Source organism: Collinsella sp. CLA-SR-H006, from assembly GCF_040097075.1.
GTDB lineage: Bacteria > Actinomycetota > Coriobacteriia > Coriobacteriales > Coriobacteriaceae > Collinsella.
Genome location: NZ_JBBNPD010000003.1, coordinates 119591 through 145882, shown reverse-complemented (window position 1 = coordinate 145882; position 26292 = coordinate 119591). Strand labels below are relative to the sequence as shown.

Genomic DNA, 26292 nt, shown 5'->3' with positions numbered 1-26292 from the left:
TGCTTATGAACGGTTCGCATCTCGTTAAGATTTCCCGCCGCAGGGGAACTAAGTACACATTTACCATCAAGCGGAACATCACTATTGTGCGTGGCGATAGTGGCACGGGTAAGACGACACTGTTTGACATGGTCGCAGACTACATGCGAACGGGCGAGCAGTCGGGTGTTTCCTTGCAATGCGATTGTCCCTGTGTCGCCCTGACCGATTATGATTGGCGAAACCAGCTTTCGTCCGTTCATGACTCGATTGTATTTGTCGATGAGGGCTTAAAAGAGATCCATTCTGATGAGTTTGCCCATCATGTGCTGTATTCCTCGAATTATTTCGTGCTGATCTCAAGGGCTGATTTCCCTAATCTTCCGTATAGCGTGGATGAGATTTACAAGATTAAGACGAGCGGAAAATACCATTCTTTCGTCCCTGTTTATCAAGATCGCGGAAATCATCGTTATGCTATTTCCCGATCGGTGCCAAAACAGGACTTTTCTATCCTTCTATGCGAGGACAGTAAGTCTGGTTTCCAGTTCTTTGAACGGCATTTCGCTGATAGTGAGCTTACCTGTGCTTCGGCCATGACGAACAGCGCGATTTTGGGCTGGTTGGATCAGCATTTCGACGATCGCGTGTTTGTTGTCGCGGACGGAGCGGCATTTGGGTGCTATGCGGACCGCGTCCTTAAGCTGCAAGACATTCATCGCGATACTGTTACGGTTTGTCTTCCCGAGTCATTCGAGTGGCTTCTGCTGAGCTCTGGCGTAATTTCAGGGTTAGATGTTAAGGCGGTTTTGGAAACCCCAGAAGCCTTTGTAAACAGTGAGAAGTTTAAAAGCTGGGAAGACTTCTTCTATAAGTACTTACGCGATAAAACTGGGAATTCGGTCTTCCGGTACGACAAAGACTGCATTCCGGAGGCGTTTTGTAGGGGAAGTAATTCTGCGAAGGTCATGGCTCTTATCGCATGCCGAAATGTCCGATAGTTTTGTTGAATAGTGTCGCGGCGTCACTTCCTGCGGCATACTAAAGAAGCTGTACTTGCTTCAGATTGGATTTTCATGTCTGAGATTTTTGAACCTAAGAACATCATCGTCACGGGCGGTTGCGGCTTCATCGGCAGCAACTTCGTGCACTACGTGGTCAACAACCACCCGGGCGTCCACGTGACCGTCCTGGACAAGCTGACCTACGCCGGCAACCCCGAGAACATCGCGGGGCTGCCCGAGGACAGGGTCGAGCTCGTCGTCGGTGACATCTGCGACGCGGAGCTGCTCGATAGGATCGTCCCCGGCCACGACGCGATCGTGCACTACGCCGCAGAGAGCCACAACGACAACTCCATCGCCGACCCGGAGCCGTTCTTGCGCACCAACGTGGAGGGCACCTTCCGCCTGCTGGAGGCCGTCCGCAAATATGGCGTCCGCTACCACCACGTCTCCACCGACGAGGTCTACGGCGACCTGGCGCTCGACGACCCGGCGAAGTTCACCGAGGAGACGCCGTACCACCCGAGCAGCCCGTACTCGAGCACCAAGGCGAGCTCCGACATGCTCGTGCGCGCCTGGACCCGCACCTACGGCCTGCGCACCACGATCTCCAACTGCTCCAACAACTACGGCCCCTACCAGCACGTGGAGAAGTTCATCCCCAGGCAGATCACGAACATCGTCGACGGCGTCCGCCCCAAGCTCTACGGCCGCGGCGAGAACGTCCGCGACTGGATCCACACCGAGGACCACTCCTCGGCCGTCTGGGACATCCTCACCAAGGGCCGCACGGGGGAGACCTACCTCATCGGCGCGGACGGCGAGAGGAACAACATCACCGTCCTGCGCATGATCCTCGAGGCGATGGGACGCGACCCCGAGGACTTCGACTGGGTCGCCGACCGCCCCGGCCACGACCGCCGCTACGCCATCGACAGCACGAAGCTCCAGCGCGAGCTCGGCTGGAGGCCGGCCCACACCGACTTCGCCAGGGGGCTCAAGCAGACGATCGACTGGTACGTCGCCAACGAGTCCTGGTGGCGCCCGGCCAAGGAGGCCACCGAGGCCCGCTACCGCGCACAGGGCCAGTAGGAGGGGAGAGTCAGATGGCAGACATCGCATTCGAGAAGGACCTCTCCGTCGCCGAGACCGGCATCGGGGGCCTCAAGGTCGTCGACCTCGCCGTCCACGGCGACTCGCGCGGCTGGTTCAAGGAGAACTGGCAGCGCGCCAAGATGACCGCGCTGGGCATCCCGGACCTCAGGGTCGTCCAGAACAACGTCTCCTACAACGACAGCCGCGGCGTCACCCGCGGCATCCACGCGGAGCCCTGGGACAAGTTCATCTCCGTGGCCCGCGGTTCCGTCTTCGGCGCCTGGGTGGACCTGCGCGAGGGCAGCGAGACCTTCGGCAAGGTGTTCACGACCGTCCTGGATCCCAGCAAGGCCATCTACGTCCCGCGCGGCGTGGGCAACTCCTTCCAGGCCCTGGAGGACGGCACCGCCTACACCTACCTGGTGGACGCCCACTGGTCGCTCGAGCTGAAGAGGACCTACACCTTCGTGAACCTCGCCGACCCCGAGCTCGCCATCGAGTGGCCGATTCCGCTCGACCAGGCCACCGTCTCCGAGGCGGACCTCAACCACCCGATGCTGAGGGACGTCGTCCCCATGGCGCCGAAGCGCACCCTCGTCACCGGCTGCAACGGCCAGCTGGGCCATGCGGTGCGCGCGCTCGCCGAGGAGCGCGGCGTCGCCAAGGACTTCGACTTCTGCGACATCGACACCTTCGACATGTCCGACCCGGAGGCATACTCCAAATACGACTGGTCGCTCTACGGCACCGTCATCAACTGCGGCGCCTACACCGCCGTGGATAGGGCCGAGACCCCCGAGGGCCGCGCGACCGCCTGGAAGGCCAACGCGACCGGCCCGGCCCTCCTCGCCCGCACATGCTCCGAGCACGGGATCACCCTGGTCCACGTGTCCAGCGACTACGTCTTCGACGGCACCGCCGAGGTGCATGACGAGGACGAGCCCCTCAGCCCGCTGTCCGTCTACGGCCAGACCAAGGCCGCCGGCGACATCGCCGTGGCAGGGTGCCCCCGCCACTACATCATGCGCAGTTCCTGGGTTATCGGCGAGGGCCACAACTTCGTCAAGACCATGAAGGCGCTGTCCGACCGCGTCGCCGACCCCGAGGACGGGCTCGCGCAGATCACCGTCGTGGACGACCAGCTGGGCCGCCTGACCTTCACGTGCGACATGGCCGAGGCCATCTTCCACGTGCTTGATGTGAAGGCCCCCTACGGCACCTACGACTGCACCGGCTCCGGCGCCGTGAGGAGCTGGGCGGACATCGCCCGCGCCGTCTTCGAGGCCGCCAACGGCAACGGGGACAGGGTCGTGCCGGTCAGCACCGCCGACTACTACGCCGGCGCCGCGGGCCCCGTAGCCCCGCGCCCGGTCCACTCCGCGCTCGACCTGTCCAGGCTTGAGGCTGCCGGCTTTCACATGCCCGACTGGGAGGAAGAGCTTGGGGAGTACCTCAAGACGCTCTAGCCGCTATCAACTTTTCGAGAGTAAAAGCCGCCGTTCTTTAACGGCGGCTTTTCTTGTTGATGGCTATCTGCGCAGTGGTGCCAATAGTATTTTGCGGAAGATCTTTCACTCGCTTGGCGTGGTGGCGGACCTGCCGGGCTGGTCATCGTAGGCGTATTTGCTGTACACGTTGACCTCCCACTGCTTTTTTTCGACCTTTGCCACGGAATCGAGGATGAAGCCGGTCGCAAGGCTCAGACCGCACAGGAACATAAACGACGCGGCGAGCATGGCGGTGGGGAAGCGCGGGACCAGACCGGTCTGAAAGTACTCAACAAAGATAGGAATGCCCAAAGCCAGGCCGATAATCGCGAATAATAGCGCAATCAGACTGAAGAACTTCAGCGGGCGGTAGTCCTTGAACAGCGTGCCGATCATCGTAACGACTTTAATGCCGTCGCTCACGGTATTGAGCTTGGACTCGGAGCCTTCCGGACGGTCGCGGTACTCGATGGGCACATCCTTGATGCGCCAGCGGTGGTCGACGGCGTGGATCGAGAGCTCGGTTTCGATCTGGAAGCCCTCGGAAAGCACAGGGAAGGTTTTAACGAACGGGCGGCTCATGGCACGGTAGCCGGTCATGACATCATCGAAGCTGTAGCCATAGATCCACTTGATCATGGCACGGACCAGATTGTTGCCAAAGCCGTGGAAGGCACGCTTGTTCTCCTCGGCGTAGGTGCCGTTGGAAAGGCGATCGCCTACGGTCATGTCGGCCGTGCCGTTAAGGATGGGCTCGCAGAGGGCCTTGGCCGCCTCGGCGGGGTAGGTGTCGTCTCCGTCGACCATCAGGTAGCAATCGGCGTCGATATCGCGAAACATCTGGCGGCACACGTTGCCCTTTCCCTGACGGGGCTCAAAGCGGACTGTGGCGCCGTGCTCGGTGGCAATGCGTGAGGTATCGTCCGACGAGTTGTTGTCATAGACATAGACCGTCGCCTGCGGAAGCTCGCGGTGAAAGTCGTCGATGACTTTGCCGATCGTGAGCGCTTCGTTGTAGCAAGGGATGATGACGGCGATGGATTCAGAATTCACTTAATGCTCCTTATACATTCAATCCTAGAAAGTATAGCCGTTTGGGCCTGGCATCCTAAGATGTGGGTTAGTTCTCCAGTTTTGTTGCGCGAATCGTTTGCATGGCCGTCGGGTCTATACTGTTCGTTTGTCAACGATTACGAGTAAAGGAGTTGCATCCGTGTCGGATCAGACAAAGCAACAAGAAACTCGCAGTCTGCCTGCGACGTTTGCTAAGAACGAATTTGAGAAGGACGCGTTTATCCTTCGTCAGCTGGTTACCAAGGATTTTAAGATCAAGTATCGCCGTAGCGTTCTGGGCGTCGCATGGTCGGTGCTCAACCCGCTGCTGATGATGATCGTCATGGCCATCGTGTTCTCGACGATTTTTGGCCAGGGCCGCAATGGCTCAATGACGCCCGAGATGTACCCGCTGTACTTGATCGTGGGTAACATCACCTTTGCCGTCATGTCTGAGTCTACTAACCAGGCCCTGACGTCGATCGTGGGCGCTGCCCCTCTGCTCAAGAAGGTTAAGGTGCACCGCTGGGTTTTCCCGGTGCAGAAGGTGCTCTTCTCGCTGGTCAACTTTGTCTTCTCGCTGGTCGCCGTCGCCATCGTCATGCTGTGGTTCCGCGTTATGCCTTCTTGGCACCTGATTCTGTTGCCGGTTTGCCTGCTGCTGCTTATGTGCTTCTGCATGGGCCTGGGCATGATGCTCTCTGCCCTTACGGTCTTCTTCCGCGACGTTATGCATCTGTGGAGCGTCGTCATTACGGCGTGGACTTACATTACGCCCATCTTCTGGACGACTGACTATATTGCGCAAATGCCGCATCTCGTGCGTATCTTGATGTATGCGAACCCCATGTTCAACTACCTGCAGTTTATGCGCGATATCTTCCTGTTCCAGACTACGCCCTCGCTTATGACGTTTGGTATGTGCGTCGCTTGGGCGGTTCTTGCGCTTATTATTGGCTATACCGTGTTCCATAAGTCCGAGCGCAAATTTATCCTCTACATCTAAGGAGTGCTGTGATGACTGAATCTGTTGTTGATTACAGCGAGCAGCCTCTGGCTGTCGAGGTCGACGACGTCACCATGATCTTTAACATGGCGTCCGAGTCGCTGACCAACCTCAAGGAGTACTTCATTAAGCTTGCCAAGCACGAGCTGTTCTTTGAGGAGTTTAGGGCGCTTAAGCACATCTCGTTTGATATTCATCGCGGCGAGGTTGTGGGTCTGGTCGGCACCAATGGCTCCGGCAAGTCTACGATGCTCAAGATTATCGCTGGCGTTCTTGAGCCTAGCGAGGGCAGCGTTAAGGTGCACGGTAACATCGCGCCGCTGATTGAGCTTGGCGCCGGCTTTGACCCCGAGCTGACCGCCCGCGAGAACATCTATCTGAACGGCGCCCTGCTCGGCTATACCAAGGAGTTCATCGACGCCAACTTTGACGGCATTATCGAGTTCGCTGAGCTGCAGAACTTTGTCGATATGCCGCTTAAGAACTTCTCTTCGGGCATGGTGGCGCGTATCGCCTTTGCAATCGCGACGATTACCGAGCCCGATATTCTGATCGTTGACGAGACGCTGTCCGTCGGTGATGTGTTCTTCCAGCAAAAGTGTGAGGCCCGCATCCAGCACTTTATCCAGAGCGGCGACGTGACGGTTCTGTTCGTTTCGCACTCTATGGAGCAGGTTGAGCGCATCTGCCAGCGTGCCGTTTGGATTGAGAAGGGTGACCTTCGCATGGACGGCCCGGTCGATGAGGTCTGCAAGGCGTACCGCGAGCAGTTCAACTAGGTTATAATTACTTGCGCCTGACAGGCTTGTGCTTGCTTGGGCGTGCGGTTATTTGCTCCATTAGCTCAGTTGGATAGAGCAGGGGACTTCTAATCCCAAGGTCGACGGTTCGAATCCGCCATGGAGCACCATCGTTTATTAAGCCCAGACCGCTTGGTGGTCTGGGCTTTTTTCATCTTGTGTGTTGCTGGAGCCGAGCGCGAGCAAGCCGCTGCTGTTTGTTGGGGTTGGCATTTTACTTTTCGAGATGCTCTTTCAGCAGCTCCAACGCGTGGGCGTAGCCCTTCAGGCCCTCTCCGGTGATGGTGGCGAAGCAGGCCAGACGGGCGTAGCTCACCTGGCGGAAGTCTTCGCGGGTCTCGACTGCGCTAATGTGGACCTCCACAGCCGGGATGGCGACGGCTTTGAGCGCGTCCAGGATGGCCACGCTTGTGTGCGTGTAGGCGGCCGGGTTGATGACGATGCCGTCGACCTTTCCGTAAGCCTCCTGGATCTTGTCGACGATGCTGCCCTCGTGGTTAGACTGGAAGACCTCGACCTCGTCGAAGCCCTGTGCGGCACCCGCTTCCTGGCAGATCTGCACTAAGCGATCGTAGTTGTCGCTGCCGTAGATGCCTGGCTCGCGAATGCCGAGCATGTTGAGGTTGGGGCCGTTAATGACGAGTGCTTTCATGGTTGCTTCCTTTGCAGTTGAAAAACCACCACAAAGGTGCCTGCCCCCTTTGTGGTGGTTTTGGTTAGAGAGCGGGTGGGAGGGTGTCGAGGAGGGCATGGGCGGTGTTGGCGGCGCAGTCGCGTGAGTCGATGATGTAGTCGGCCCAGGCGCGGTAGCGCGGCATACGCTGCTCGGCCAGCTTGTCGATGCCGTCGCGCGCGGTGATGGGGCGGCCCTTGTGGGCGAGCTCGTCGAGCTTGCGGTTGAGCATCACGATTTGGCTGTTTTGGTGCAGCAGAGGGTAGTTCTCGTCGCGCGTAACCACGCCGCCGCCGGTGGAGAGCACCAAGCCGCTGCGCTTGGAGATGTCGGCCAGCGCTGCCGTCTCCTGCTCGCGGAAGGCCGCCTCGCCGCACTTGATGATAAAGTCGGCGCAGGGCATGCCCAGGCGCTCCTCGAGGGCGCGATCGAGATCGATGTGCTCGCGGCCCGTGAGCTGGGCGATCTGCTCGCCCACGCGGGTCTTGCCCGAGCCCGGCATGCCGATCAGCGCGATGTTCTGTTCGCGGCGTGACAGGCGCTCCGTTACGTCCAGGATCCTCTCGCGCGGGGTGGCTTTGCCGGTATAGCGCTCGACAGCTTGTGCCGCCTGGGCAACAAGCATAAGCAGGCCGCCGATGCAGGGGATGCCGCGGCGCTCGGCCTCGAGCATCAGGCCCGTGCGGGCGGGGTTGTAGACAATGTCGATGACGCCCTCGAGCGCATCGAGGCCTTCGAGCGTGCAAGGCGCGTCGGGGCAATGGGGGAACATGCCGGCGGGCGTGCAGTTGACGAGTGGGGAGGCGTCGGACTGCTGCGCGATATTGTCGTAGTTGACCTCGCTCGTGCGACCCACGGGTACGACGATGGCGCCCATGTCTCCCAGCACCATACTTGCCGTGGTGCCGGCGCCGCCGGTGGCACCGAGCACGAGGACCTTCTTACCGGCAACCTTTACGCCCAGCTCTTCGACCAGGCATTGGAAGCCAAAGTAGTCAGTGTTGTCGCCGCGCAGACGGCCATCGGGCAGACGCGTGATCGTGTTGACGTTGCCCATGCGCTCGGCCAGCGGACTCAGTTCGTCCAGGTATTCCATGACGGCGCGCTTGTAGGGGATGGTCACGTTGGTGCCCTCCCATTCGTCGCCGGTCATAAAGGCCTGGAGGTCCTCGGGCTCGCGCTCAAAGCGCACGTACTCGAGCCCCGCGAGCTCTTTGTAGATGGTCGGGGTGTAGCTGTGGCCCAGCACGCGGCCCAGCACGCCGTAGGGACGGGTTGCAGCGGAATCGATCATCTAGAGTACCTCCGTGTAGCTGCCAAAGTAGGTGAAGTTCTCGCACACGTCGTCGATGGAATCGAGCAGGTCGTCGAGGGCCTTGCTGCCAAAGGGGCAGTCCAGGTCAAAGTAGAACATAAACTCAAAGTCGTGCCCGGGGATGGGACGGCTCTCGAGCTTGATGAGGTTGATGTTGAGCGCATAGAAGCGCTCGAGCACGCGGTAGAGGGCGCCCGGCTCGTTGGCCGTGGTGATCATGAGCGAGGTGCGGTTGGCGCCGGGGTAGACGCGCGGCTCGCGGCTGATGACGACAAAGCGCGTGTAGTTGTTGTCCGAGTCCTGGATATTAGGCTCCAGTACCTCCAAGCCGTAGAGCGCCGCACAGCTGCGCGAGGCGATAGCGGCGACGTCGGTGCGCTCGGAGTTGGCGACCATCTCGGCCGACATGGCGGTGTTGGGGTATTTGGTGGCATGCAGGCCGTGGCCCTCGATAAAGCCGGCGCACTGGGCAATGGCTTGGCCGTGGCTGTAGACCTCGCGCACGTCGGCGAGTTTGGTGTCGGGCTTGGCGAGCAAGTTGTGGTCGATCTTGAGGCGAAGCGAGCGCACGATGTGGAAGTCGAACTGGGCGAGCAGGTCGTAGACGGCGTTGACCGATCCGGCAGTTGAGTTTTCGATGGGCAACACGCCAAACTCGCAGAAGCCGTCGCGCACAGCGCGCATAACGCCTTCGAAGGTCTCGAAAAACGCGATGTCGGGCACGTCGAAGAGCTTGCACGCGGCGATTTGACTGTAAGCGCCCTCAACGCCCTGGCAAGCGACGGTGGCAGTTTGAGGGAAGGGCGTGTCGGAGGCTGCAGCCGTGGCGTGGGCCTTTTGCGAGACAGTGATGCCCTTGAGTTCGTTGATGTAGCGCTGCTGCTCGGCCTTGCTCATGCTCATGAGGAGACGGAACAGGGTGATGGTCTGCGCCTCGTAGCGCTCGGGCGCGCGGCTGGCGAGGTTGTTGAGTTTTGAGCGCTCGCGGGCGGGGTCAAAGACGGCCTTGCCCATCTCGATCTTTGATTTGGCGACCTCGGTGGCAATGTCCATACGCTCGACAAAGCTGTTGAGGAGCGTGGTGTCGATGCCATCGATGGCCTGGCGGATGTCAGCAAGGTCCATAGGGACCCCTTTCACGTGTAGGGGGCTGCGGTGATTTTTCTGGGACGGGGATTAAAAAATCATTAGGTACGCAATGATTTTTTAATCCCCGTCCCAGAAAAATCACCGGGTGTGCGGGTTAGCGCTGGCCTGTGTCCTCGAGGAGGGCGTCCCAGATGGCGAGGGCGGCGGCTGCTTCGGCTACGGGGACGGCTCGGGGGACGATGCAAGGATCGTGACGGCCGTGGACCGAGAGCTCGGCATTTTCCATAGCGTCCATGTCTACGGTCTGCTGCTCGCGGCCAATGGAGGGCGTCGGCTTTACGGCCATACGCCACATGACGGGCGCGCCGGTCGAAATACCGCCCAGGGCGCCGCCGGCGTTGTTGGATTCGACCTCGATCTTTCCGGTCTCGGCATCGATGCGATACGGATCGTTGTTCTCGCTGCCGCGCATGGCGGCCACGGCAAAGCCCATGCCAAACTCCACGCCCTTTACGGCGGGAATGCCAAACGCGATTTGCGCGATGCGGTTCTCGATGCCGTCGAACATGGGGTCGCCGATGCCCGCGGGCAGGCCGTAGATGCCGCACTCCACGATGCCGCCGATGCTGTCAAGCTCGTCGCGCGCGGCTAGGATTTCCTCGCGCATGCGGCCGGCTGCGGCGGCATCAATGCACGGCAGGTCGTTCGTAAGAATCGCCTTGCGGTCGGCCTCGCGATAGACCATATCGTCCATGGGTAGGTCGGAGATACCGCCGATCTGCGCGACGTGCGCCATGACCTGAATACCGCGGGCATCGAGTGCCTGCAGCGCAATGCCGCCAGCGATGCATAGGGGAGCCGTGAGACGTCCGGAAAAATGCCCGCCTCCAGCGACGTCGTGCATGTTGTGGTACTTCACGCGCGCAGGGAAGTCCGCATGTCCGGGACGGGGCTTGCGGCGCAGCTCGGAGTAATCATTGGAGCGCGTGTTGGTGTTCTTGATAATCGCGGCGATGGGCGCGCCGGTGGTATGTCCATCGACCACACCGGCGATGATATGCGCGGCGTCGGCCTCGCGGCGTTTGGTTGCGGTCTCGTCGCGGCCGGGGGCGCGACGGTCGAGGAAGGCCTGCAGCTTCTCCTGGTCCACGGCGATGCCCGCCGGGATGCCATCGAGCGAGCAGCCGATAGCGGGGGAGTGCGACTGGCCGAAGATGCTTAAGTGCAAGACGTTGCCAAAGGTCGAGGACATGCTATTCCTCCTCGAGCGTGACCTTGCCGCCCAACAGGCGGTAGTGGTCGAAGAAATCGGGATAGGACTTGTTGACGGCCTCGGCGCCGTGGATCACGACCTCGCCGGTGGCGCGACTTGCGGCGATGGCTGCCATCATGGCGATGCGATGGTCGTTGTGCGAATCGACTTCACCGCCGGTAAAGGCATCGACGCCCTTGATGATGAGGTCGTCACCGGCAATGCGCACTTGTGCGCCCAGCGCGGTGAGCTCACGGGTGGTGGTGGCCAGGCGGTCGGATTCCTTGATGCGCAGGCGGGCACAATCGCGGATGAACGTGCGGCCTTGCGCCAGCGATGCCACGGCCGAGATGACGGGCACCAGGTCTGGAATGTCGTGGGCACTCATCTCAAAGCCAGCGAGCTTGTCGGACTGCACGGTGGCGGCGTTGGTGGAGCGCACGATGCGGGCGCCAAAGCGCGAAAGCGCGGCAAGCACGTTGCGGTCGCCCTGTGCGGAGCTCAGGGACACACCCTCCACGGTGATGGGGTTGGCGCCGATAGCGCCGGCACACAGCCAAAAGGCAGCGTTGGACCAGTCACCCTCGACGGCCACGCTGCCGGGCGTGCGATACGAGCCACTGCTCACGCGGAAGTTCGTGACCTCGGGCTGGCCGTCCCGGGCGGGAATACGCTCGACGTTGACCTCGACGCCAAAGGCCTTCATGGCCTGGATCGTCAGGTTGATGTAGGGGCGGCTCTCAATGAGGCCGGTCACCTGCACGCAGGAGGGCTGGGCCAGCAGCGGGGCTGCCAGCAGCAGGCCCGAGATGTACTGCGAGCTCACGTTGCCCGGCAGCACAAAGGTGCCCGGGCGCATGCGTCCGCTCGTCTTGAGCGGAAAACCGCCCAGACCCTGTAGGTCGCAGCCGGCGGCGATGATCTCGTCCGAGAGCGGGGACAGCGGACGGGCGCCCAAGCGTCCCTGACCCACAAACGTGGCCTCTGCGCCCAGCGCGCAGGCGACGGGCAACATAAAGCGGAGCGTGGAGCCGCTTTCGCCGCAGTCGAGCGTGCCGCCGGCAAGGGCCTTGAGCAGGCCAAACTCAACACTCTTCATGGTGGGGTGGACCTGAAAGCCGTCCTCGACGGTCTCGATGCGGGCGCCGAGTGCCGTGAGACAACGCACCGTGGCCTCGATATCGGCGCAGGTAGTGTTGCAGGTAACGTGCGTCTCGCCGTTGGCAAGCGCGGCGCAGATGATCAGGCGATGCGCCATCGACTTGGACGCGATGGCGGGAACGGTGCCCTTAAGTGGGGACGGGGTGATGCGGGCTAGCATGCGGATGCGTCTCCCTTCTGGCCGAGGCCCTCGGCAATAAGTTCGTGGAAAGTGGAAAGCGGCGTGCGGTCGATGCTGCAGCGGCCAATGCCGTGCGGAATCACCAGGTCGATGGTGTCGCCCGCGCGTTTCTTGTCGTGGAGCGCCTCGGCAAAGACGGCATCGACATCGAGGTCGCAGCGGGTCATGAGGCCATGGCGGGCGCAGAGTTCCTCAATACGACCGGGCAGTGCAGCATCGCAAACGCCGTGCAGGGCCGCGGCGCGCGTGATGATGCCCATGCCGATCGACACGCAGTTGCCGTGTCCGAGCTCAAAATGCTCGCAGGCCTCAACGGCATGTCCGGCGCTGTGTCCAAAGTTGAGGAGCTTGCGCTGGTTGGTTTCGCGCTCGTCGGCGACGACCACGGCGCGCTTGATGTCGATATTGCGGGCGATGATGAGCGCTACGCGGGACACATCGCGGTTGAGCAGCTCCAGCGTGAGCGGGGTCTTCTCCAGCTCGGCGAAAAGCTCCGGGTCGGCGATCACGGCGTGCTTGACGACCTCGCCGCAGCCGTCGGCGAACTGCTCGGGCGTGAGGGTGGCCAGGCACCCCACGTCTGCGATAACCACGCTCGGCTGCCAAAAGGCGCCAGCTAGGTTTTTGCCGGCAGCCAGGTCGATGGCGGTCTTGCCGCCCACCGACGAATCCACCATGGCGAGCAGGCTCGTGGGGATCTGCACAAACTTGCAGCCGCGCATGTAGGTGGCGGCCACAAAGCCCGCCACGTCGCCCACGACGCCGCCGCCGAGTGCCACGATCACGTCGGAGCGCGAAAGCTCGTGCTCGGCCACAAACTCCAAAATGGCAACATAGGTTTCGGCGCGCTTATGGGCCTCGCCGGCCTCGAAGGTGCAGATGCTCACTTCGTAGCTCGATGCCTCCAGGCTCTGCTTAACGGGCATCTGGTAGAGCGGGCCCACGTTGGTGTCCGTAACGATGACGGCCTTGGTGCCGCCGGCAGTGGCGCGCACGAGCGGTCCCGACTGCTCCAGCAAAAACGTGCCAACATGCACCTGGTAGGGGCGTGCGGTGTCGATATCGATGGTAATCGCCATAAGCTTCGGTCCTTTCGACCTGGCGTGATAGGTGGTCTAGTGGGAGGCCTCGTCGTCGAGCGCGCGCTTAATGCGGTCGCCCTCGGCAAGGAGATTCTCCAGATGGCGCTGGTCGCGGTTCTTGAGCGCACGGCTGTAGGCGCCAAGCGACTCGATCAGATGGTCGATCTCGAAGGCGAGCGCGTCGGCGTCGTCGATCATGAGCTCGGACCACATTTGCGGGTTGAGGTGCGCCACGCGGGTGAGGTCGCGGTAGCTACCGGCCGAAAAGCCGTGGTGGACCTGGGCTGTGGGGCTTTTGACGTAGGCGTTGGATACCACGTGCGCAAGCTGGCTCGTGAAGGCGATGACGCGGTCGTGCTCGGCGGCGCTGGTCACGCTGAACTTGCCAAAGCCCAAGGGGCGCACCATCTCGCGCACCTGGCCCAAAAGCTCCAGCTTAAGGGCATCGTCCACCGCGGGCGGTACGAGCACGAGTGGCGCGCCCTGGAACAGATCGGCGCGGGAGTGCGCATAGCCCGAGTACTGCGTGCCCGCCATGGGGTGCGCGCCCACAAAGTAAAAGCCGTGCTCGCGGGCAAGCTCAAAGGCGCGCTCGCACACGATGCCCTTGACGCCCACCGTGTCGATCACCACGGGGCCCATGATGGCCTCGGTGTCGGTGGCGTCGGCGAGTGCCTGGGCATGCGCCTCGAGCCACTCGATGCATGCCTCGGGATAGCAGGCAAGGACGATGATGTCGCATTCGCCGAGTGTCTTGTCGTTGAGCTCTCCGGCGACAGTGCCCATGCTGGCGGCCGTCATGACATCGTCATCGGGGTCCCAGGCCAGCACACGGACGCCCGCCTGCGCATAGCCGCGGGCAAAACTGCCGCCGATGAGGCCCAGGCCGACGATGCCGGCGCACTTAGGGCCGCCCTGGTTAACGCGCGCGTTTCTCACCGTACCCATGGGCTACTCCATGGTCTCTTGGGAGACAACCTCGCGGATGGCTCGGATGCGGCGCATGGTGTCGTCGAACTGATCGGGGGTGAGGGCCTGGGCGCCGTCGGACCAGGCTCGGCTCGGCTCGTCGTGGACCTCGATCTCCAGGCCGTTGGCACCGCAGGCGGTCGCGGCGAGCGCCATGGGCTCAACGTAGCGGGTGTAGCCGGTGGCGTGGCTGGGGTCGGCAACGACAGGCAGGTGCGACAGGTGGTGCAGCACCGGCACGGCGTTGAGGTCGAAGGTGTTACGGGTGCGGGTCTCGAAGGTGCGGATGCCGCGCTCGCACAGGATGACGTTGTCGTTGCCCTCGCTCATGATGTACTCGGCGGCCATAAGCAGCTCATCGATCGTGCCGGACATGCCGCGCTTGAGCAGAATCGGAGTCTGGGTCTTGCCGACCTCCTTGAGCAGGGGGAAGTTCTGGGCGTTGCGGGCGCCGATCTGCATGACGTCAATCTTCTTGTCCAAGAAGACCTGCACGTGGCGTGGGTCCATGATCTCGGTGACGATCGGCATGTCGAGCTCGGCAGACGCCTCGCACAGCAGGTCGAGGCCGGCGGGGCCCATGCCTTGGTAGGCGTAGGGGGAGGTGCGGGGCTTGTAGGCACCGCCGCGCAGCATCGTGGCGCCGGCGGCCTTCACGCGGCGGGCGATGCGGATGAGGTTCTCGCCCTCGACGGAGCACGGGCCGGCGATGACCTGGAACTGATCGCCGCCGATCTTGACGCCGTGTCCGCAGTCGATGACGGAGTCCTCGGGGTGGAACTTACGGTTGGCGCGCTTGAACGGCTCGGAGACGCGCTGCACGCGCTCGACGACGTCCATGGACTCGAGCAGGAACGGGTCGATCTTGGTCGTATCGCCCACCAGTCCGATAATCGTCTCGTTCTCGCCGCGCGAGACATCGGTCTTCAGACCCTTTTTCTCAATCCAGCTGACGATATGGCTTACGGCCTCGTCGCTGGCGCTCTGCTTTAAAATTGCAATCATGGTGTGCCTCTCACCTCGATGGATAACCCTTGCAAAAACGGCCCGCATCGCGAGCCGTGTATATATGGTGCATGAGAGTTTATACTATCTGACTTGCTTTTGCCTTCTAAAGTGGGCCGTTGCACCGCGTCTTCCTCGGAATTGCAAAGCTTTTTCTTTTATTTTGATAGCCCGTGGTGCACTTGGGTATAATGCCAAACGTTCGCCCTATTAGCTCAGGGGATTAGAGCGTCTGCCTCCGGAGCAGAAGGCCGTTGGTTCGAATCCAACATGGGGCACCATCGAACGTAAGACCGTCCGAACCTCGCATGGTCCGGGCGGTTTTTCTTATACCGACGCGACGTGATGGGACGTGGTATGGCAACAACGGATATCGAGCGCGGACTCTCGACCGCCGAGGTTGAGGAGCGCATCGCCGCCGGTAAGATCAACCGCAACATGGAGCTCAAGACCAAGTCGGTCAAAGAGCTCATCATCGAGAACCTCTGCACGCTGTTCAATTTGATCAACGTGATCTTGGCGTTCCTGGTCATTTTGACCGGTTCGTTTAAGAATCTGACGTTCCTGTTCGTGGTGTTCTTGAACACCGCTATCGGCGTCATTCAATCCATGCGTTCCAAGAAGATGGTCGATAAGCTCACGCTTCTGACCTCTAAGAAGGCCATCGCGGTGCGCGACGGTGCCGAGGTGGAGCTCGACTTGGACCAGATCGTGCTCGACGACATCATCCGCCTGGGGCGCGGCGATCAGATTCCCGCTGACGCCGTGGTGGTTTCGGGCGAGGCGCTCGTGAACGAGAGCCTGCTGACGGGCGAGAGCGACCTTATTAAGAAACAGCCCGGTTCTGAGCTCATGAGCGGCAGCTTTATCGACTCGGGCCTGCTGCGCGCCCGCGTGATCCATGTCGGCGCCGACAACTACGTGGCCAAAATTAATAACGAGGCCAAGTACGTCAAAAAGGTCAATTCCGAGATCATGAACGAGCTTAACGCCATCGTGCGCTTTGCGAGCATCATCATGATCCCACTCGGTTTGGCGTTGTTTGCCTCGAGTGTGAGCGAGCTGTGGGATGCCGCGGGAACCCCGGGCGATAGCGCACTTTCGTGGTGCTTCTCCGAGCTGCTGGCTGGCCATGTGCCTTCGTCGGCGCTGCTGTCCACGGTGGGCGCCCTGCTGGGCATGATCCCGCAAGGCCTGGTGCTGCTGACCTCGTCGGTGCTCGCCATCGCCACGGTGCGCCTGGCCCGCCGCAAGGTGCTGGCGCAGCAGCTCTACTGCATCGATACGCTTGCTCGCGTCGACGTGCTGTGCCTGGACAAGACGGGCACCATCACGTCGGGCCGCATGGAGGTCGAGGGCACGTATCCGCTGCCGGTTGAGGGCGTGAGCTTAGGCGCCGGCTCGGACGAGGCGGCTGTCTCCGTCGATACCACGGTGCTCGATTTTGCGCTGGCTAACGTGGCGCGTGCGACTTCGGCCGATGCCAACGAGACCTGCCAGGCGCTGCTCAACTATTACGCCGATCGCCCGGTCAAGGTGTCTGAGCCGCTGTCGGTCATTCCGTTCTCGTCCTCCAAAAAATGGAGCGGCGCGTCGTTTGCGCAGGGCTCCTATGTGATGGGCGCCGCGCAGTTTGTGCTTTCGGAGCGTGTGTTTTCGCAGGTCGAGAACCGTGTCGCCGAGCTTGCCGATACCTGCCGCGTGCTCGTGGTGGCGCGCGTTGACGGCTTTACGCCCGATGGCGATATGGTGGGCGAGGCCGAGCCCGTGGGCTTTGTGACCATCCGCGACGAGATTCGTACCTCGGCGGCCGAGACCATCGGCTACTTTAACGAGCAGGGCGTGACCCTCAACGTGATCAGTGGCGACGACCCGCGTACGGTGTCGTCGATCGCGCGCGTGGTGGGCGTGCCGGGGGCGGACGCTTATGTGGACGCCACGACGCTCGATACGCCGGCCAAGCTCGATGCCGCAGTGGACCGCTACCATGTCTTTGGTCGTGTGACCCCGCAGCAGAAGCGCGAGCTCGTGCAGGCGCTCAAGCGCCGCGAGCACACCGTGGCCATGACGGGCGACGGCGTCAACGACGTGCTGGCGCTCAAGGAGGCCGACTGCTCCGTCGCCATGGCGGCCGGCTCCGATGCCGCGCGCAACGTGGCCGAGATCGTACTCGTCGACAACGACTTTGCCTCGATGCCCGCCGTGGTGGCCGAGGGCCGTCGCTCCATCAACAACCTGCAGCGTTCGGCGTCGCTGTTCCTGACCAAGACGCTGTTCTCGATGGGCCTGGCGGCGCTGTGCATTGCGCTGCCGCCGTACCCCTTCGAGCCCATCCAGATGACGCTCATCAACTTCTTCTGCATCGGCGCGCCGGGCTTTGTGCTGGGTTTGGAGCCCAACAATGCTCGCGTGAAGGGGTCATTTTTGACCAATGTGCTCAAGCGTGCACTGCCGGCGTCGATTGCGGTCATTTTGGCTGCGGCGCTCGATATCTTTGTGGCGCGCGTGTTTGGCTTTAGCCAGCTCACGCTGTCTACGATGTGCCTGCTTACGTCCTGCGCGGCGAGCGTCAGCCTGATCTGGCGCATCTCGCAGCCTCTCACGCCCTTACGTGTGGTGCTTTTTGTGTTTGTAGTCGCCGGCATCCTAGTGGGCGTTATCGGATTCCCGGAGCTGCTGTCTATTGCCAACCTGTCGATGGGCCAGATGGTTATCTTGGCTGTCATCGTGATCTTTACCTGCTCGGTGTTCTTTAAGCTCGCCACGATGATGGATTCGCTCAAGCCGCGTCGTCGTCATGCCGCAACTGGTTTTGGCCGCGGTGTGCGCGTCCGCCTGGGTCGCGGTGGCGGCAAGGTGAGCTCGACGGGTTCGACGGCCGAGCGTTTTGCCAAGCGCGTCGCCGCCGACATGGCGCAGCGCCGCGAAGATCGCACCGTTCGCGAGGCCGAGGCCCGCGCGCTCGAGGGCGTGGCCCAGGCCCAGCCCAAGAAAAAGAGGAGTGCCGGAGCCAAGCGCTCTCGCGTGACCAAGTCCGCCCAAGGCATCAAAGTCTCGATGCCAAGCAAAAAGAAGAAGTAGCTACGCGCCCTGGCGATGTTGAATTGGTGCCTTGTTCCTGTGGGGCCGTGGCGATGTTATGCTCTAACCTCGATTGTTTGAATTGCTTCGAAAAGAGGATGCCGTGATCTGCCCGCATTGCCTTAAGACTATCGAGGACGGCGCCTCGTTCTGCCCCTACTGCAACGCCTATGTGGGTCCGGGCGACGGTCCCGAGCACACCGAGTTCGTGTTCTGCGAGGGCTGCGGTGCCCGTCTTTCTCCGCATGATCGCACGTGCCCCAAATGCGGACGCCCCGCTCCGGGTATCCTCTCCGAGGACGCGGCCGCATCCGACCTGGCAGCGGGCCGCACGGCGGGCTTTCCGCGCCTAACGCAAGAGCAGATCGATACCGAGGTGCCGCATGCGCCAGCCTCTGCCGCTGCGGTGCTCTCAGACGCCGCCGACCCCAATGAGACCTGCGTGCTGCCTGCTTTCGATAAGGATTTCGGTATCCCCAAGGTCGATATTCCCACGCCCGTTTCCCTGCATGACGATGCTCAAAAAACCAAGCGCAAGGTGCACCCCGACGAGGACGCCTATCACAAGCACAAGCGTCATATCCCCAAGCCGCTCATCGTCATCGCGGTCCTTGCCGTCGTGTGCGGTGGTGCGTATTGGTTCGTGACGGCCGATCCCATGGGTGTCATGCCTGGCTTCTATGACCAGTTTGGCCAGGCCGCGCAGACGACCTTCCCCACGCGCCAAAAGGGCGAGGCGACTGAGGACGATACCAAGCAGGACGATTCTGCCGAGGTGGTCCAGGAAGAAACCGTGCTCACCGATGATCAGCTCTATACCAGGCTCGACGGTCTGTATCAGACCATCGTGTCCTACGGCGACGAGGACCAGATCGGCGAGGTCATCGATTCCTTTAACAACGGTTATCTCCGAACGCCGCTGTCCACCCGTCAGGAGCTGTCGCAGAGTGCCTACGCCCTGCGCGACCAGATTAAAAAGACGCAAGATGAGCTCAACAACCTTAAGTACCAGGACGATACGGTCTATGCGGATGACATCGCCCACTTAAAGCAGCTTGCCGAGTGGATGTACGAGCGCGTCGACGTGATCTGCCAGAGCTGGGATATCTCGCTGGCCATTCCCGATGGCGAGTCGATGAGTTCCCACCAAAGCGAGATCCTGGCGCCCATCGCACAGGGCGGCAACAGCGCGCTGAATCAGTACGACGCCAACGTGGGCTCCTGGAAGCCGCAGCAGCGTTCCTAAAATTAGTTCTCCATAGTCGGCATAACCTACGTGCGCAATTGATGTAAGCGCATGCTTATTGCTACAATTCGTACAAATATGCTTTAAACGCACGAGGAAGGAACCACATGTTTGGTTTTAAGAAAGAGCTCTACACGCCCGAGTATCAGCTTGCCGGCGACGAGTGCGCCGTTATCGAGACGTCGAAGGGTACCATCAAGGTCAAGTTTGACGGCGAGGGCGCTCCCATTCATGTCGCGAACTTCTGCGAGCTTTCCACGATGGGTTTCTATGATGGCCTTAAGTTCCATCGCTATGTGCCCGGCTTTGTCATTCAGGGCGGCGACCCCAATACCCGCGATATGTCCGGCGCCGACGTCGCTGCCGGTCTTGAGGGCCCCGACGGCATGCCCGGTACCGGTGGCCCCGGCTACTGCATCAAGGGCGAGTTTGCCACCAATCCGTGCAACAGCCATGTCGATGGTGCCCTTGCCATGGCACGCTCCATGGACCCCGATTCCGCGGGTTCGCAGTTTTACTTCTGCCTGGGCGCCCAGCATAACCTCGATTCCGGTTACACCGTCTTTGGTACCACGGTCGAGGGTCTCGATGTGATTTCGCAGCTGCGTGCCGGCGACGAGATCGTCCATGTCGAGATCGTTCACGAGTAAAGGGGACTTCCTTGAATAGCCAGCTGATCCAACAGGGCCGCGCCGCTTACCGCGCGGGTGATTTTTCCGCTGCAGCCCAGATGCTTGGGGCGGCAAAAACTCCCGATGAGATTATGGGCGAGGCCGATCACCTTCGTGGCAACGCCTTGATGCACCTGGGCATGTATGCCGAGGCCGCCGAGGCCTACGCCGCTGCTCTCAATGACGGCACCTACGGCAAGCGCGGCGCGCTGCTCACCAACCGCGGCAAGGCACTCGCGGCCGTGGGCGACTACACGACGGCCGCTCAGGCGTTCTCTGCCGCTACGCAGGATGCTTCCTATGCCACGCCGTTCAAGGCCTATCTCGGCCTGGGCAATGCGCTGTTCCAGTCGGGCGACTATGCCAACGCGGGAACCGCCTTCCGTCAGGCTGCCATCGACGGCGCCAATCCGGCTCCTGCCGCCGCACTGGGCGAGCTTGGTCGTTGCTTCATTAAGCTCGGCCGTCCGGCGGATGCCGTGGAGACCTACCGCACGGCTATCGACTTTGCCGGCCCCCGCGACGACACGCGTGCGCTCAACGCCGGCATGGGTCAGGCACTTTCTGCCGCCGGCCGCCCCTCCGACGCACTCGACGCCTTTAACGCCGCTACTGCCGATGGCATCTACCAGCTCACCTCCGAGCAGGCCGATGAGCTTGCCCGCGTGCACGATTCGCTTGCCGCGCTGTCTGCCCAGACGGCTATGGCCACGGCTCCGGCGCCCGCGATGGACGCTCCTGCCGTCGATCCGCTCGATCCTACGGGCGCGACCGGTCAGTTTATGCCCGATCCCTCGGACACCGGCTTCTTTACGCTGTCCGAGTCCGAGATGGTCCAGCAGGACCGTCAGGATCGTAAGCAGGCCAAGGTCCGTCGTCGCCATCGCCACACGGGTCTCAAAGTCTTCATCGTGCTGCTTCTGCTCATCTTGATTGCTGCGGGCGGTCTGGGCTTTGCCTACACGCGCGGCTTTGGCTTCCCCTCGCAGGAGTCGGTTATCACCGATCTGTTCCAGGCTGCCGGCGACGGTGACACCGCAAAGGCCGAGTCTTGCCTGGCCTCGAGCCTGTCCGAGGACGCCAAGTCGATGATCATCTCCTCGATTCCGCAGGGTGCCACCGTGTCCGTCGAGGGCATGGATCAGTCCATGACCGAGACGACCGCCAAGGTGAAGGCATCGCTGTCCAAGGGCGGCGAGCAGGAGTACACCGTCAAATTCGTGCGCTCCGATAACCATATCGGCTGGGCCGTTTCCTCGCTCGATATGGATTTCTCGGCTGCTGACAACCAGTAGTGACCTTATGGGATTTAGCTTTGCCCGGCGCTTCACCGCAAGTGAGGTGCCGGGCTTGCGCTAGTATGATGAGCTAGTAGTTTTCCAGCAATCATCCAACACATCAGGAGTTGCGTTGTTTTCTTTGATGGATATGTTCTTCGGTAGCTATGCGGGCGATCTTGCCATCGACCTCGGCACCGCAAATACGCTTGTCTCCGTGCGTGGCAAGGGCATCGTCATTCGCGAGCCCTCTGTTGTCGCCATCGACAAGAACGACGAGCGCATCCTCGCGGTCGGTATCGAGGCAAAGCGCATGCTCGGCCGTACGCCCGGCAACATCGTGGCCGTTCGTCCCCTGAAGGACGGCGTCATCGCCGACTTCGATGTTACCGAGGCCATGCTCCGTTACTTTATCGACAAGGCGTCTGAGAAGCGCTATCCGTGGACCCCGCGTCCGCGCGTTGTCGTCTGCGTTCCCTCCGGTGTCACGTCGGTCGAGAAGCGTGCCGTCTTTGAGGCCACGATCCAGGCCGGCGCCCGCCAGGCCTACCTGATCGAGGAGCCCATGGCTGCCGCTATCGGCGCCGACCTGCCCGTCGAGGAACCCACCGGCTCCATGGTCATCGACATCGGTGGCGGTACCACCGAGGTTGCCGTTATCGCTATGGGTGGCATCGTCGTCTCGCAGTCCATCCGTATTGCCGGCGACGAGTTCGATCAGGCCATCCTCACGCACGTTCGTGATGCCTACAACCTGGCCATCGGCGAGCGTACGGCAGAGGACATCAAGATCAAGGTCGGCTCCGCCGTGCCGCTCAAGGACGAGCTCGACGTCGAGGTCAACGGCCGCGACGTGATCACCGGTCTGCCCAAGACCGTGCGCATCGAGAGCGAGGAGATTCGTCGCGCGCTCAACAAGCCGCTCGACGAGATGGCCAAGGCCGTCAAGGACGCACTCGACGCTACGCCTCCCGATCTTGCCTCGGACCTTATGTACTACGGCATTTTGCTGACTGGTGGCGGCGCGCTGCTGCGCGGTCTCGACGTGCGCCTGCGCGATGAGACCGGTGTTTCGGTCAACGTCAGCCCCACGGCGCTCGATAACGTCGTTAACGGCTGTGCCCGCGTGCTCGAGGCCAATGCGTTTGATGGCGGCTTCGTCCAGACCAATGCTTAATTTCCAAAAGGTGGATTCCATTTGGCACGATCTTCGGGTTTCTCCACAAATCTGAATACCAAGCGACAATCAACGGGTATGCGCCCGTTGATTGTTTTCAGCCTGATTTCGGTGTTGCTGCTCACGTTTTACATCCGCGAGGGCGAGGCAGGACCGATTCATGCCGTGCGTTCGGGCGTGACGACGATTACCTCGCCGGTGCGCTTTGTGGGCTCGGCTGTGGCGGCCCCCTTCAATGCGATCGGCAACGTGTTCTCTAACCTTACGGCGTCGCAGGACACGCTTGACGAGCTTAAGAAGCAAAACGAGGAGCTGACCTCTAAGGTTGCTGAGCTCTCCGAGGCTCAAAAGACCGCCGAGCGTCTGGAGGGGCTGGTCGGCCTGCAGTCGACCTACAACCTCAAATCGACCGCTGCTCGTATCGTTGGTGCCTCGGGCGATGCCTGGACCTCGACCGTAACCATCGACAAGGGCTCTGCCGACGGCCTTACCATCAACATGCCCGTGACGAGTTCTGCCGGTGTTATCGGTCAGATTATCGAGGTATCGGCCAAGACCTCTACCGTGCGCCTTATTGGCGACGAGAACTCGGGTGTGTCCGCCATGGTACAGGACACGCGCGCCCAGGGCATGCTGCAGGGTCAGGCTGACGGCACGCTGCGTCTTGAGTACGTGAGCGTCGACTCCGACGTTAAGGTTGGCGATATCATCGTGACCTCTGGCATCGGTGGCGTGTTCCCCAAGGGCCTTCCGCTCGGCACCGTCTCGTCGGTTGAGAAATCCGCAAACGACGTGTACTACACCATTGTGGTGCGCGCTCAGACCACGGCCGAGAACAACGAGGAAGTGCTGGTCATCACCTCGCTGACCGACGAACAGTCGGCCTCGGATGAGGACGTGAGCACGGCCAACAGCACGCCGCAGGGAACGTCGCGCGATGCTGCGACCAAGACGAAGGACGAGAGCTCGGATGACAGTTCCGACACGTCCGAGACGACCGATTCTGGCTCGAGCGAATAGGGGGCATGTCCATGGATCTACACGAGCAGGGGATGAGCTCCCGCACGTTTGTAATCGCCGCCATTGTGTGTGTGCTGCTGCAGGCAGGCCTGGCACCGCAGATCTCCATTGCGGGAGGTCGCGTCAACTTCATGATTATCCTGGTGTGCCTAAGCGTGTTCTCGGGCGACCCGACCCGTGCCGTCGTGTGCGGTTTTTGCAGCGGCTTGTTTTATGACCTGTCCGCTGCCGTGCCGGTGGGCGTTATGTCGCTCCTGCTGACCGTGGGTTCTTTTGCCCTGGTGCACAGCGCCGTCGGTCAGACGGGCGGTACCCCGAGTGCGCGCGGCGTCACTGTGGGCGCCTTTGCGCTCGTCATTAATGTGATCTACAGCATCATCTTGCTGTTTATGGGTTTGGAGACGAGCTTTGTCGTGGCGATCTTCGGCCATGCGCTGCCGTCCTCGATCCTGACGGGTCTGGTTGCCATTCCGTTTTTGATGTCCGGCGTCGTGCCGCAGTCCGGCTATGGATTCTCCGCACGTGGCGGACGCCAGGCGGGTATGCGCTTTAAGCCCAAGACCCGCAAGCTCAAATAGGGGAGGCCCGTAGATGTCTTCCCAGTTGACGGTTATTATCGCCGGTATCGTGCTGGTTGTGGCCATCGTGGTCGCGCTGGTCATCATGCGTCGCGGCGATTCCCGTTTTACCTACGATACGCAGCATGGAACGGCCCCGCGCGCCACCGAGGGCGAGGGCAATACCGCGGCGACCGCCTTCAAGGGCCGCTTTTCCATCCTCACCACGGGTGTGGGCGCGATGTTTGCGGCGCTTGCCGTCAAGCTGTGGGGCATGCAGATGGTCTCGTCGGACTATTACGAGAAGCAGGCCAATAGTAATCAGACTCGCACCGTTACAACACCCGCTGTGCGCGGTCGCATCCTCGACCGCAATGGCGTGGCGCTTGTCCAGAACCGTCCCTCACTGGCTGTCGTGGCCTACCGCGACCTTGCCGAGGATGAGGTTCTGGTTCGCCATCTTGCCAACGTGCTTGGAATGCCTTACGTGGCGGTCCTTCGCAATATTCAGGACAATACAGAGGGCGCCCAGAGCCTACATACCATCGCGACGGACGTCCGTCGCTCCACGGTTGCCTATATTCAGGAGCATGCCGGCGAGTTCCCGGGCGTCAAGATTGCCGAGCGTACCGAGCGCCAGTATCCATATGGCGAGACGGCATGTCATATCTTGGGCTATACCGGCACCATTACCTCCGAGCAGCTCGAGGCCCAGAATAAGAAAACCTCTGGCGATGATGATGCTTCTGCTGGCAAGATTACGTACCAGTCGGGCGATATCGTGGGCCAGGCGGGCGTTGAGAGCTACTACGAAAACCTGCTGCAGGGTATTCGTGGCGAGCAGACCGTCAAGGTCGATGCTTCGGGCAATGTGACCGGTCAGGCCGGCGCCGTGCCCGCGAAGGCCGGCTCCGACATTAAGCTCACGCTCGACCTTAAGATCCAACAGGCCTGTGAGACGGCGCTGGCGAGCGCTATCGAGCTTGCCAAGACCACTGGCTACAGCAATGCCGGCAACGGCGCTGTGGTGTGTCTCGATCCCAACAATGGCGAGATCCTGGGCATGGCGAGCCAGCCCAAGTTCGATCCGTCCGTCTTTATCGGCGGCGTCTCAAATGACGTGTGGACCGAGCTCAATGATGACAAGGGTTCGCACCCGCTGCTCAACCGCGCCATTAGCGGACAGTACATGTCGGCCTCGACCATCAAGCCGCTCTCGGCACTGGCCGGTCTTGAGTTTGGAACCTACACTTCAACGCAGACAACCAACTGCACGGGTTATTGGACGGGTCTGGGCAAGGCTTGGGGCAAGCGCTGCTGGCTGACGTCTGGCCACGGCACCATGACGCTGCAGTCGGGTATCGCCAACTCGTGCGACCCCGTCTTCTACGACATGGGTAAGGCGTTCTTTTATGACGAGCAACATCCCGAGGGCCTGCAGGAGGTCTTTCGTCGCTGGGGCCTAGGCAAGACCTGCGGTATCGATCTGCCGAGTGAGGGCGCGGGTCGTATTCCCGATGCCGAGTGGAAAGAGTCATACTTCACCGACGCCTCTGCCGAGGACCGCAAGTGGAATGCCGGCGATATGACCAACATTGCTATCGGTCAGGGCGACATCCTGGTGACGCCCCTGCAGATGGCGTGCGCCTATATGGGTCTTGCCAACGGCGGCAAACAGTACGTGCCTCACGTATTTTTGTCTGCCGTGTCGCGCGATGGCGACGGCGATGCCTATAAGTACAATGGCAAGGGCAAGAAGAAGCGCCTGGAGGCCAAGATCAACAGCGATTCGGATTTGGCTCTTGTTCGCAACGGCATGCACGACGTGATTTACACGGCATCGACGTCCCTGGCGGCGCACTTTGGCACCCTGACGCCGCAGGTATACGGCAAGTCGGGCACGGGCGAGAAAAGTGGCGAGGACGAATACGCGTGGTTCTGCGCCTATGCACCGGCCGATGATCCCAAGTATGTCATCGCTACCGTCCTGGAGCAGGGCGGCGGTGGCTCAGATACCGCGATGCATGTCGTGCGCGACGTGCTCGGCGTGATTTATGACGAGCCCGATACCTCTTCGGCCTCGGGCGATTCTTCGGTTCGATAGGAGGTTGC

The 26292-nt window shown here is 61.3% G+C and carries 22 protein-coding genes and 2 tRNA genes; 15 read left to right on the top strand and 9 right to left on the bottom strand.

The features are described 5' to 3' along the window. Positions 1–5 precede the first annotated feature (5 nt). From AAA069_RS03395 to AAA069_RS03385, 3 genes are all read left to right on the top strand, one after another. On the top strand, positions 6–980 hold the full coding sequence (locus AAA069_RS03395; protein WP_349127567.1) for a hypothetical protein: 975 nt from the start codon (positions 6–8) through the stop codon (positions 978–980). A 75-nt stretch (positions 981–1055) separates the two neighbouring features. After that, positions 1056–2075: a dTDP-glucose 4,6-dehydratase gene (rfbB, locus tag AAA069_RS03390; RefSeq protein WP_349127566.1), complete on the top strand. Its 1020-nt coding sequence runs from the start codon at positions 1056–1058 to the stop codon at positions 2073–2075. A gap of 14 nt (positions 2076–2089) precedes the next feature. Further along, entirely contained in the window at positions 2090–3544 is a 1455-nt protein-coding gene (locus AAA069_RS03385) for a sugar nucleotide-binding protein (RefSeq protein WP_349127565.1), read from the top strand. 105 nt (positions 3545–3649) lie between these two features. Here AAA069_RS03385 and AAA069_RS03380 read toward each other — a convergent pair whose 3' ends face one another. Continuing rightward, positions 3650–4618, bottom strand: a complete 969-nt coding sequence (locus AAA069_RS03380; protein WP_349127564.1) for a glycosyltransferase family 2 protein — start codon at positions 4616–4618, stop codon at positions 3650–3652. 160 nt (positions 4619–4778) lie between these two features. Between AAA069_RS03380 and AAA069_RS03375 the strand changes: the two genes are divergently transcribed. The 3 genes from AAA069_RS03375 to AAA069_RS03365 all read left to right on the top strand — a co-directional run bounded on the left by AAA069_RS03375 (position 4779) and on the right by AAA069_RS03365 (position 6534). Then, positions 4779–5624 carry an ABC transporter permease gene (locus tag AAA069_RS03375; protein ID WP_349127563.1) on the top strand — a complete coding sequence of 282 codons (846 nt, stop codon included), beginning with the start codon at positions 4779–4781 and terminating at the stop codon, positions 5622–5624. 11 nt (positions 5625–5635) lie between these two features. Continuing rightward, positions 5636–6403, top strand: a complete 768-nt coding sequence (locus AAA069_RS03370; RefSeq protein WP_006236046.1) for an ABC transporter ATP-binding protein — start codon at positions 5636–5638, stop codon at positions 6401–6403. Between the two features lie 54 nt (positions 6404–6457). Further along, positions 6458–6534 (top strand) — tRNA-Arg (locus tag AAA069_RS03365). A gap of 104 nt (positions 6535–6638) precedes the next feature. Here the strand turns inward: AAA069_RS03365 and aroQ are convergent. The 8 genes from aroQ to aroF form a co-directional block, all read right to left on the bottom strand. Then, a complete protein-coding gene (gene aroQ / locus AAA069_RS03360; RefSeq protein ID WP_099431841.1) occupies positions 6639–7076 on the bottom strand; it encodes a type II 3-dehydroquinate dehydratase in 438 nt (145 codons plus the stop codon). Between the two features lie 64 nt (positions 7077–7140). After that, entirely contained in the window at positions 7141–8391 is a 1251-nt protein-coding gene (locus AAA069_RS03355) for a shikimate kinase (RefSeq protein ID WP_349127562.1), read from the bottom strand. Then, positions 8392–9537: a prephenate dehydratase gene (gene pheA / locus AAA069_RS03350; protein ID WP_349127561.1), complete on the bottom strand. Its 1146-nt coding sequence runs from the start codon at positions 9535–9537 to the stop codon at positions 8392–8394. It abuts the gene before it with no gap. A gap of 118 nt (positions 9538–9655) precedes the next feature. Continuing rightward, positions 9656–10753, bottom strand: coding sequence for a chorismate synthase (gene aroC, locus AAA069_RS03345; protein WP_349127560.1), 1098 nt, complete (start codon positions 10751–10753; stop codon positions 9656–9658). Position 10754: 1 nt separating this feature from the next. Beyond that, positions 10755–12074, bottom strand: a complete 1320-nt coding sequence (gene aroA, locus AAA069_RS03340) for a 3-phosphoshikimate 1-carboxyvinyltransferase (RefSeq protein ID WP_349127559.1) — start codon at positions 12072–12074, stop codon at positions 10755–10757. Then, a complete protein-coding gene (gene aroB / locus AAA069_RS03335; RefSeq protein WP_349127558.1) occupies positions 12068–13174 on the bottom strand; it encodes a 3-dehydroquinate synthase in 1107 nt (368 codons plus the stop codon). The genes aroA and aroB overlap by 7 nt, the downstream gene beginning before the upstream one ends. A 36-nt stretch (positions 13175–13210) precedes the next feature. Then, on the bottom strand, positions 13211–14125 hold the full coding sequence (locus tag AAA069_RS03330) for a prephenate dehydrogenase/arogenate dehydrogenase family protein (RefSeq protein WP_349127557.1): 915 nt from the start codon (positions 14123–14125) through the stop codon (positions 13211–13213). A gap of 3 nt (positions 14126–14128) precedes the next feature. Beyond that, entirely contained in the window at positions 14129–15151 is a 1023-nt protein-coding gene (gene aroF / locus AAA069_RS03325; protein ID WP_349127556.1) for a 3-deoxy-7-phosphoheptulonate synthase, read from the bottom strand. A 204-nt stretch (positions 15152–15355) separates the two neighbouring features. Here aroF and AAA069_RS03320 point away from each other — a divergent pair. The 9 genes from AAA069_RS03320 (at position 15356) to mrdA (ending at position 26284) form a co-directional block, all read left to right on the top strand. Next, positions 15356–15432, top strand: a tRNA-Arg gene (locus AAA069_RS03320). Between the two features lie 76 nt (positions 15433–15508). Beyond that, a complete protein-coding gene (locus tag AAA069_RS03315; RefSeq protein ID WP_349127555.1) occupies positions 15509–18232 on the top strand; it encodes an HAD-IC family P-type ATPase in 2724 nt (907 codons plus the stop codon). 103 nt (positions 18233–18335) lie between these two features. After that, complete coding sequence (locus tag AAA069_RS03310) at positions 18336–19478, top strand: zinc ribbon domain-containing protein (protein ID WP_349127554.1); 1143 nt, start codon at positions 18336–18338, stop codon at positions 19476–19478. Between the two features lie 107 nt (positions 19479–19585). Next, positions 19586–20128: a peptidylprolyl isomerase gene (locus AAA069_RS03305; protein WP_349127553.1), complete on the top strand. Its 543-nt coding sequence runs from the start codon at positions 19586–19588 to the stop codon at positions 20126–20128. Positions 20129–20139: 11 nt separating this feature from the next. Continuing rightward, complete coding sequence (locus AAA069_RS03300; protein ID WP_229065279.1) at positions 20140–21444, top strand: tetratricopeptide repeat protein; 1305 nt, start codon at positions 20140–20142, stop codon at positions 21442–21444. A gap of 127 nt (positions 21445–21571) precedes the next feature. Further along, a complete protein-coding gene (locus AAA069_RS03295; protein ID WP_006236061.1) occupies positions 21572–22603 on the top strand; it encodes a rod shape-determining protein in 1032 nt (343 codons plus the stop codon). Between the two features lie 78 nt (positions 22604–22681). After that, positions 22682–23623 (top strand): rod shape-determining protein MreC, encoded by a 942-nt coding sequence (gene mreC / locus AAA069_RS03290; RefSeq protein WP_082421788.1) that lies wholly within the window; start codon positions 22682–22684, stop codon positions 23621–23623. An 11-nt stretch (positions 23624–23634) separates the two neighbouring features. Continuing rightward, positions 23635–24201 carry a hypothetical protein gene (locus tag AAA069_RS03285; protein ID WP_118098724.1) on the top strand — a complete coding sequence of 189 codons (567 nt, stop codon included), beginning with the start codon at positions 23635–23637 and terminating at the stop codon, positions 24199–24201. A gap of 13 nt (positions 24202–24214) precedes the next feature. Beyond that, entirely contained in the window at positions 24215–26284 is a 2070-nt protein-coding gene (gene mrdA / locus AAA069_RS03280; RefSeq protein ID WP_349127552.1) for a penicillin-binding protein 2, read from the top strand. Positions 26285–26292: the final 8 nt, after the last annotated feature.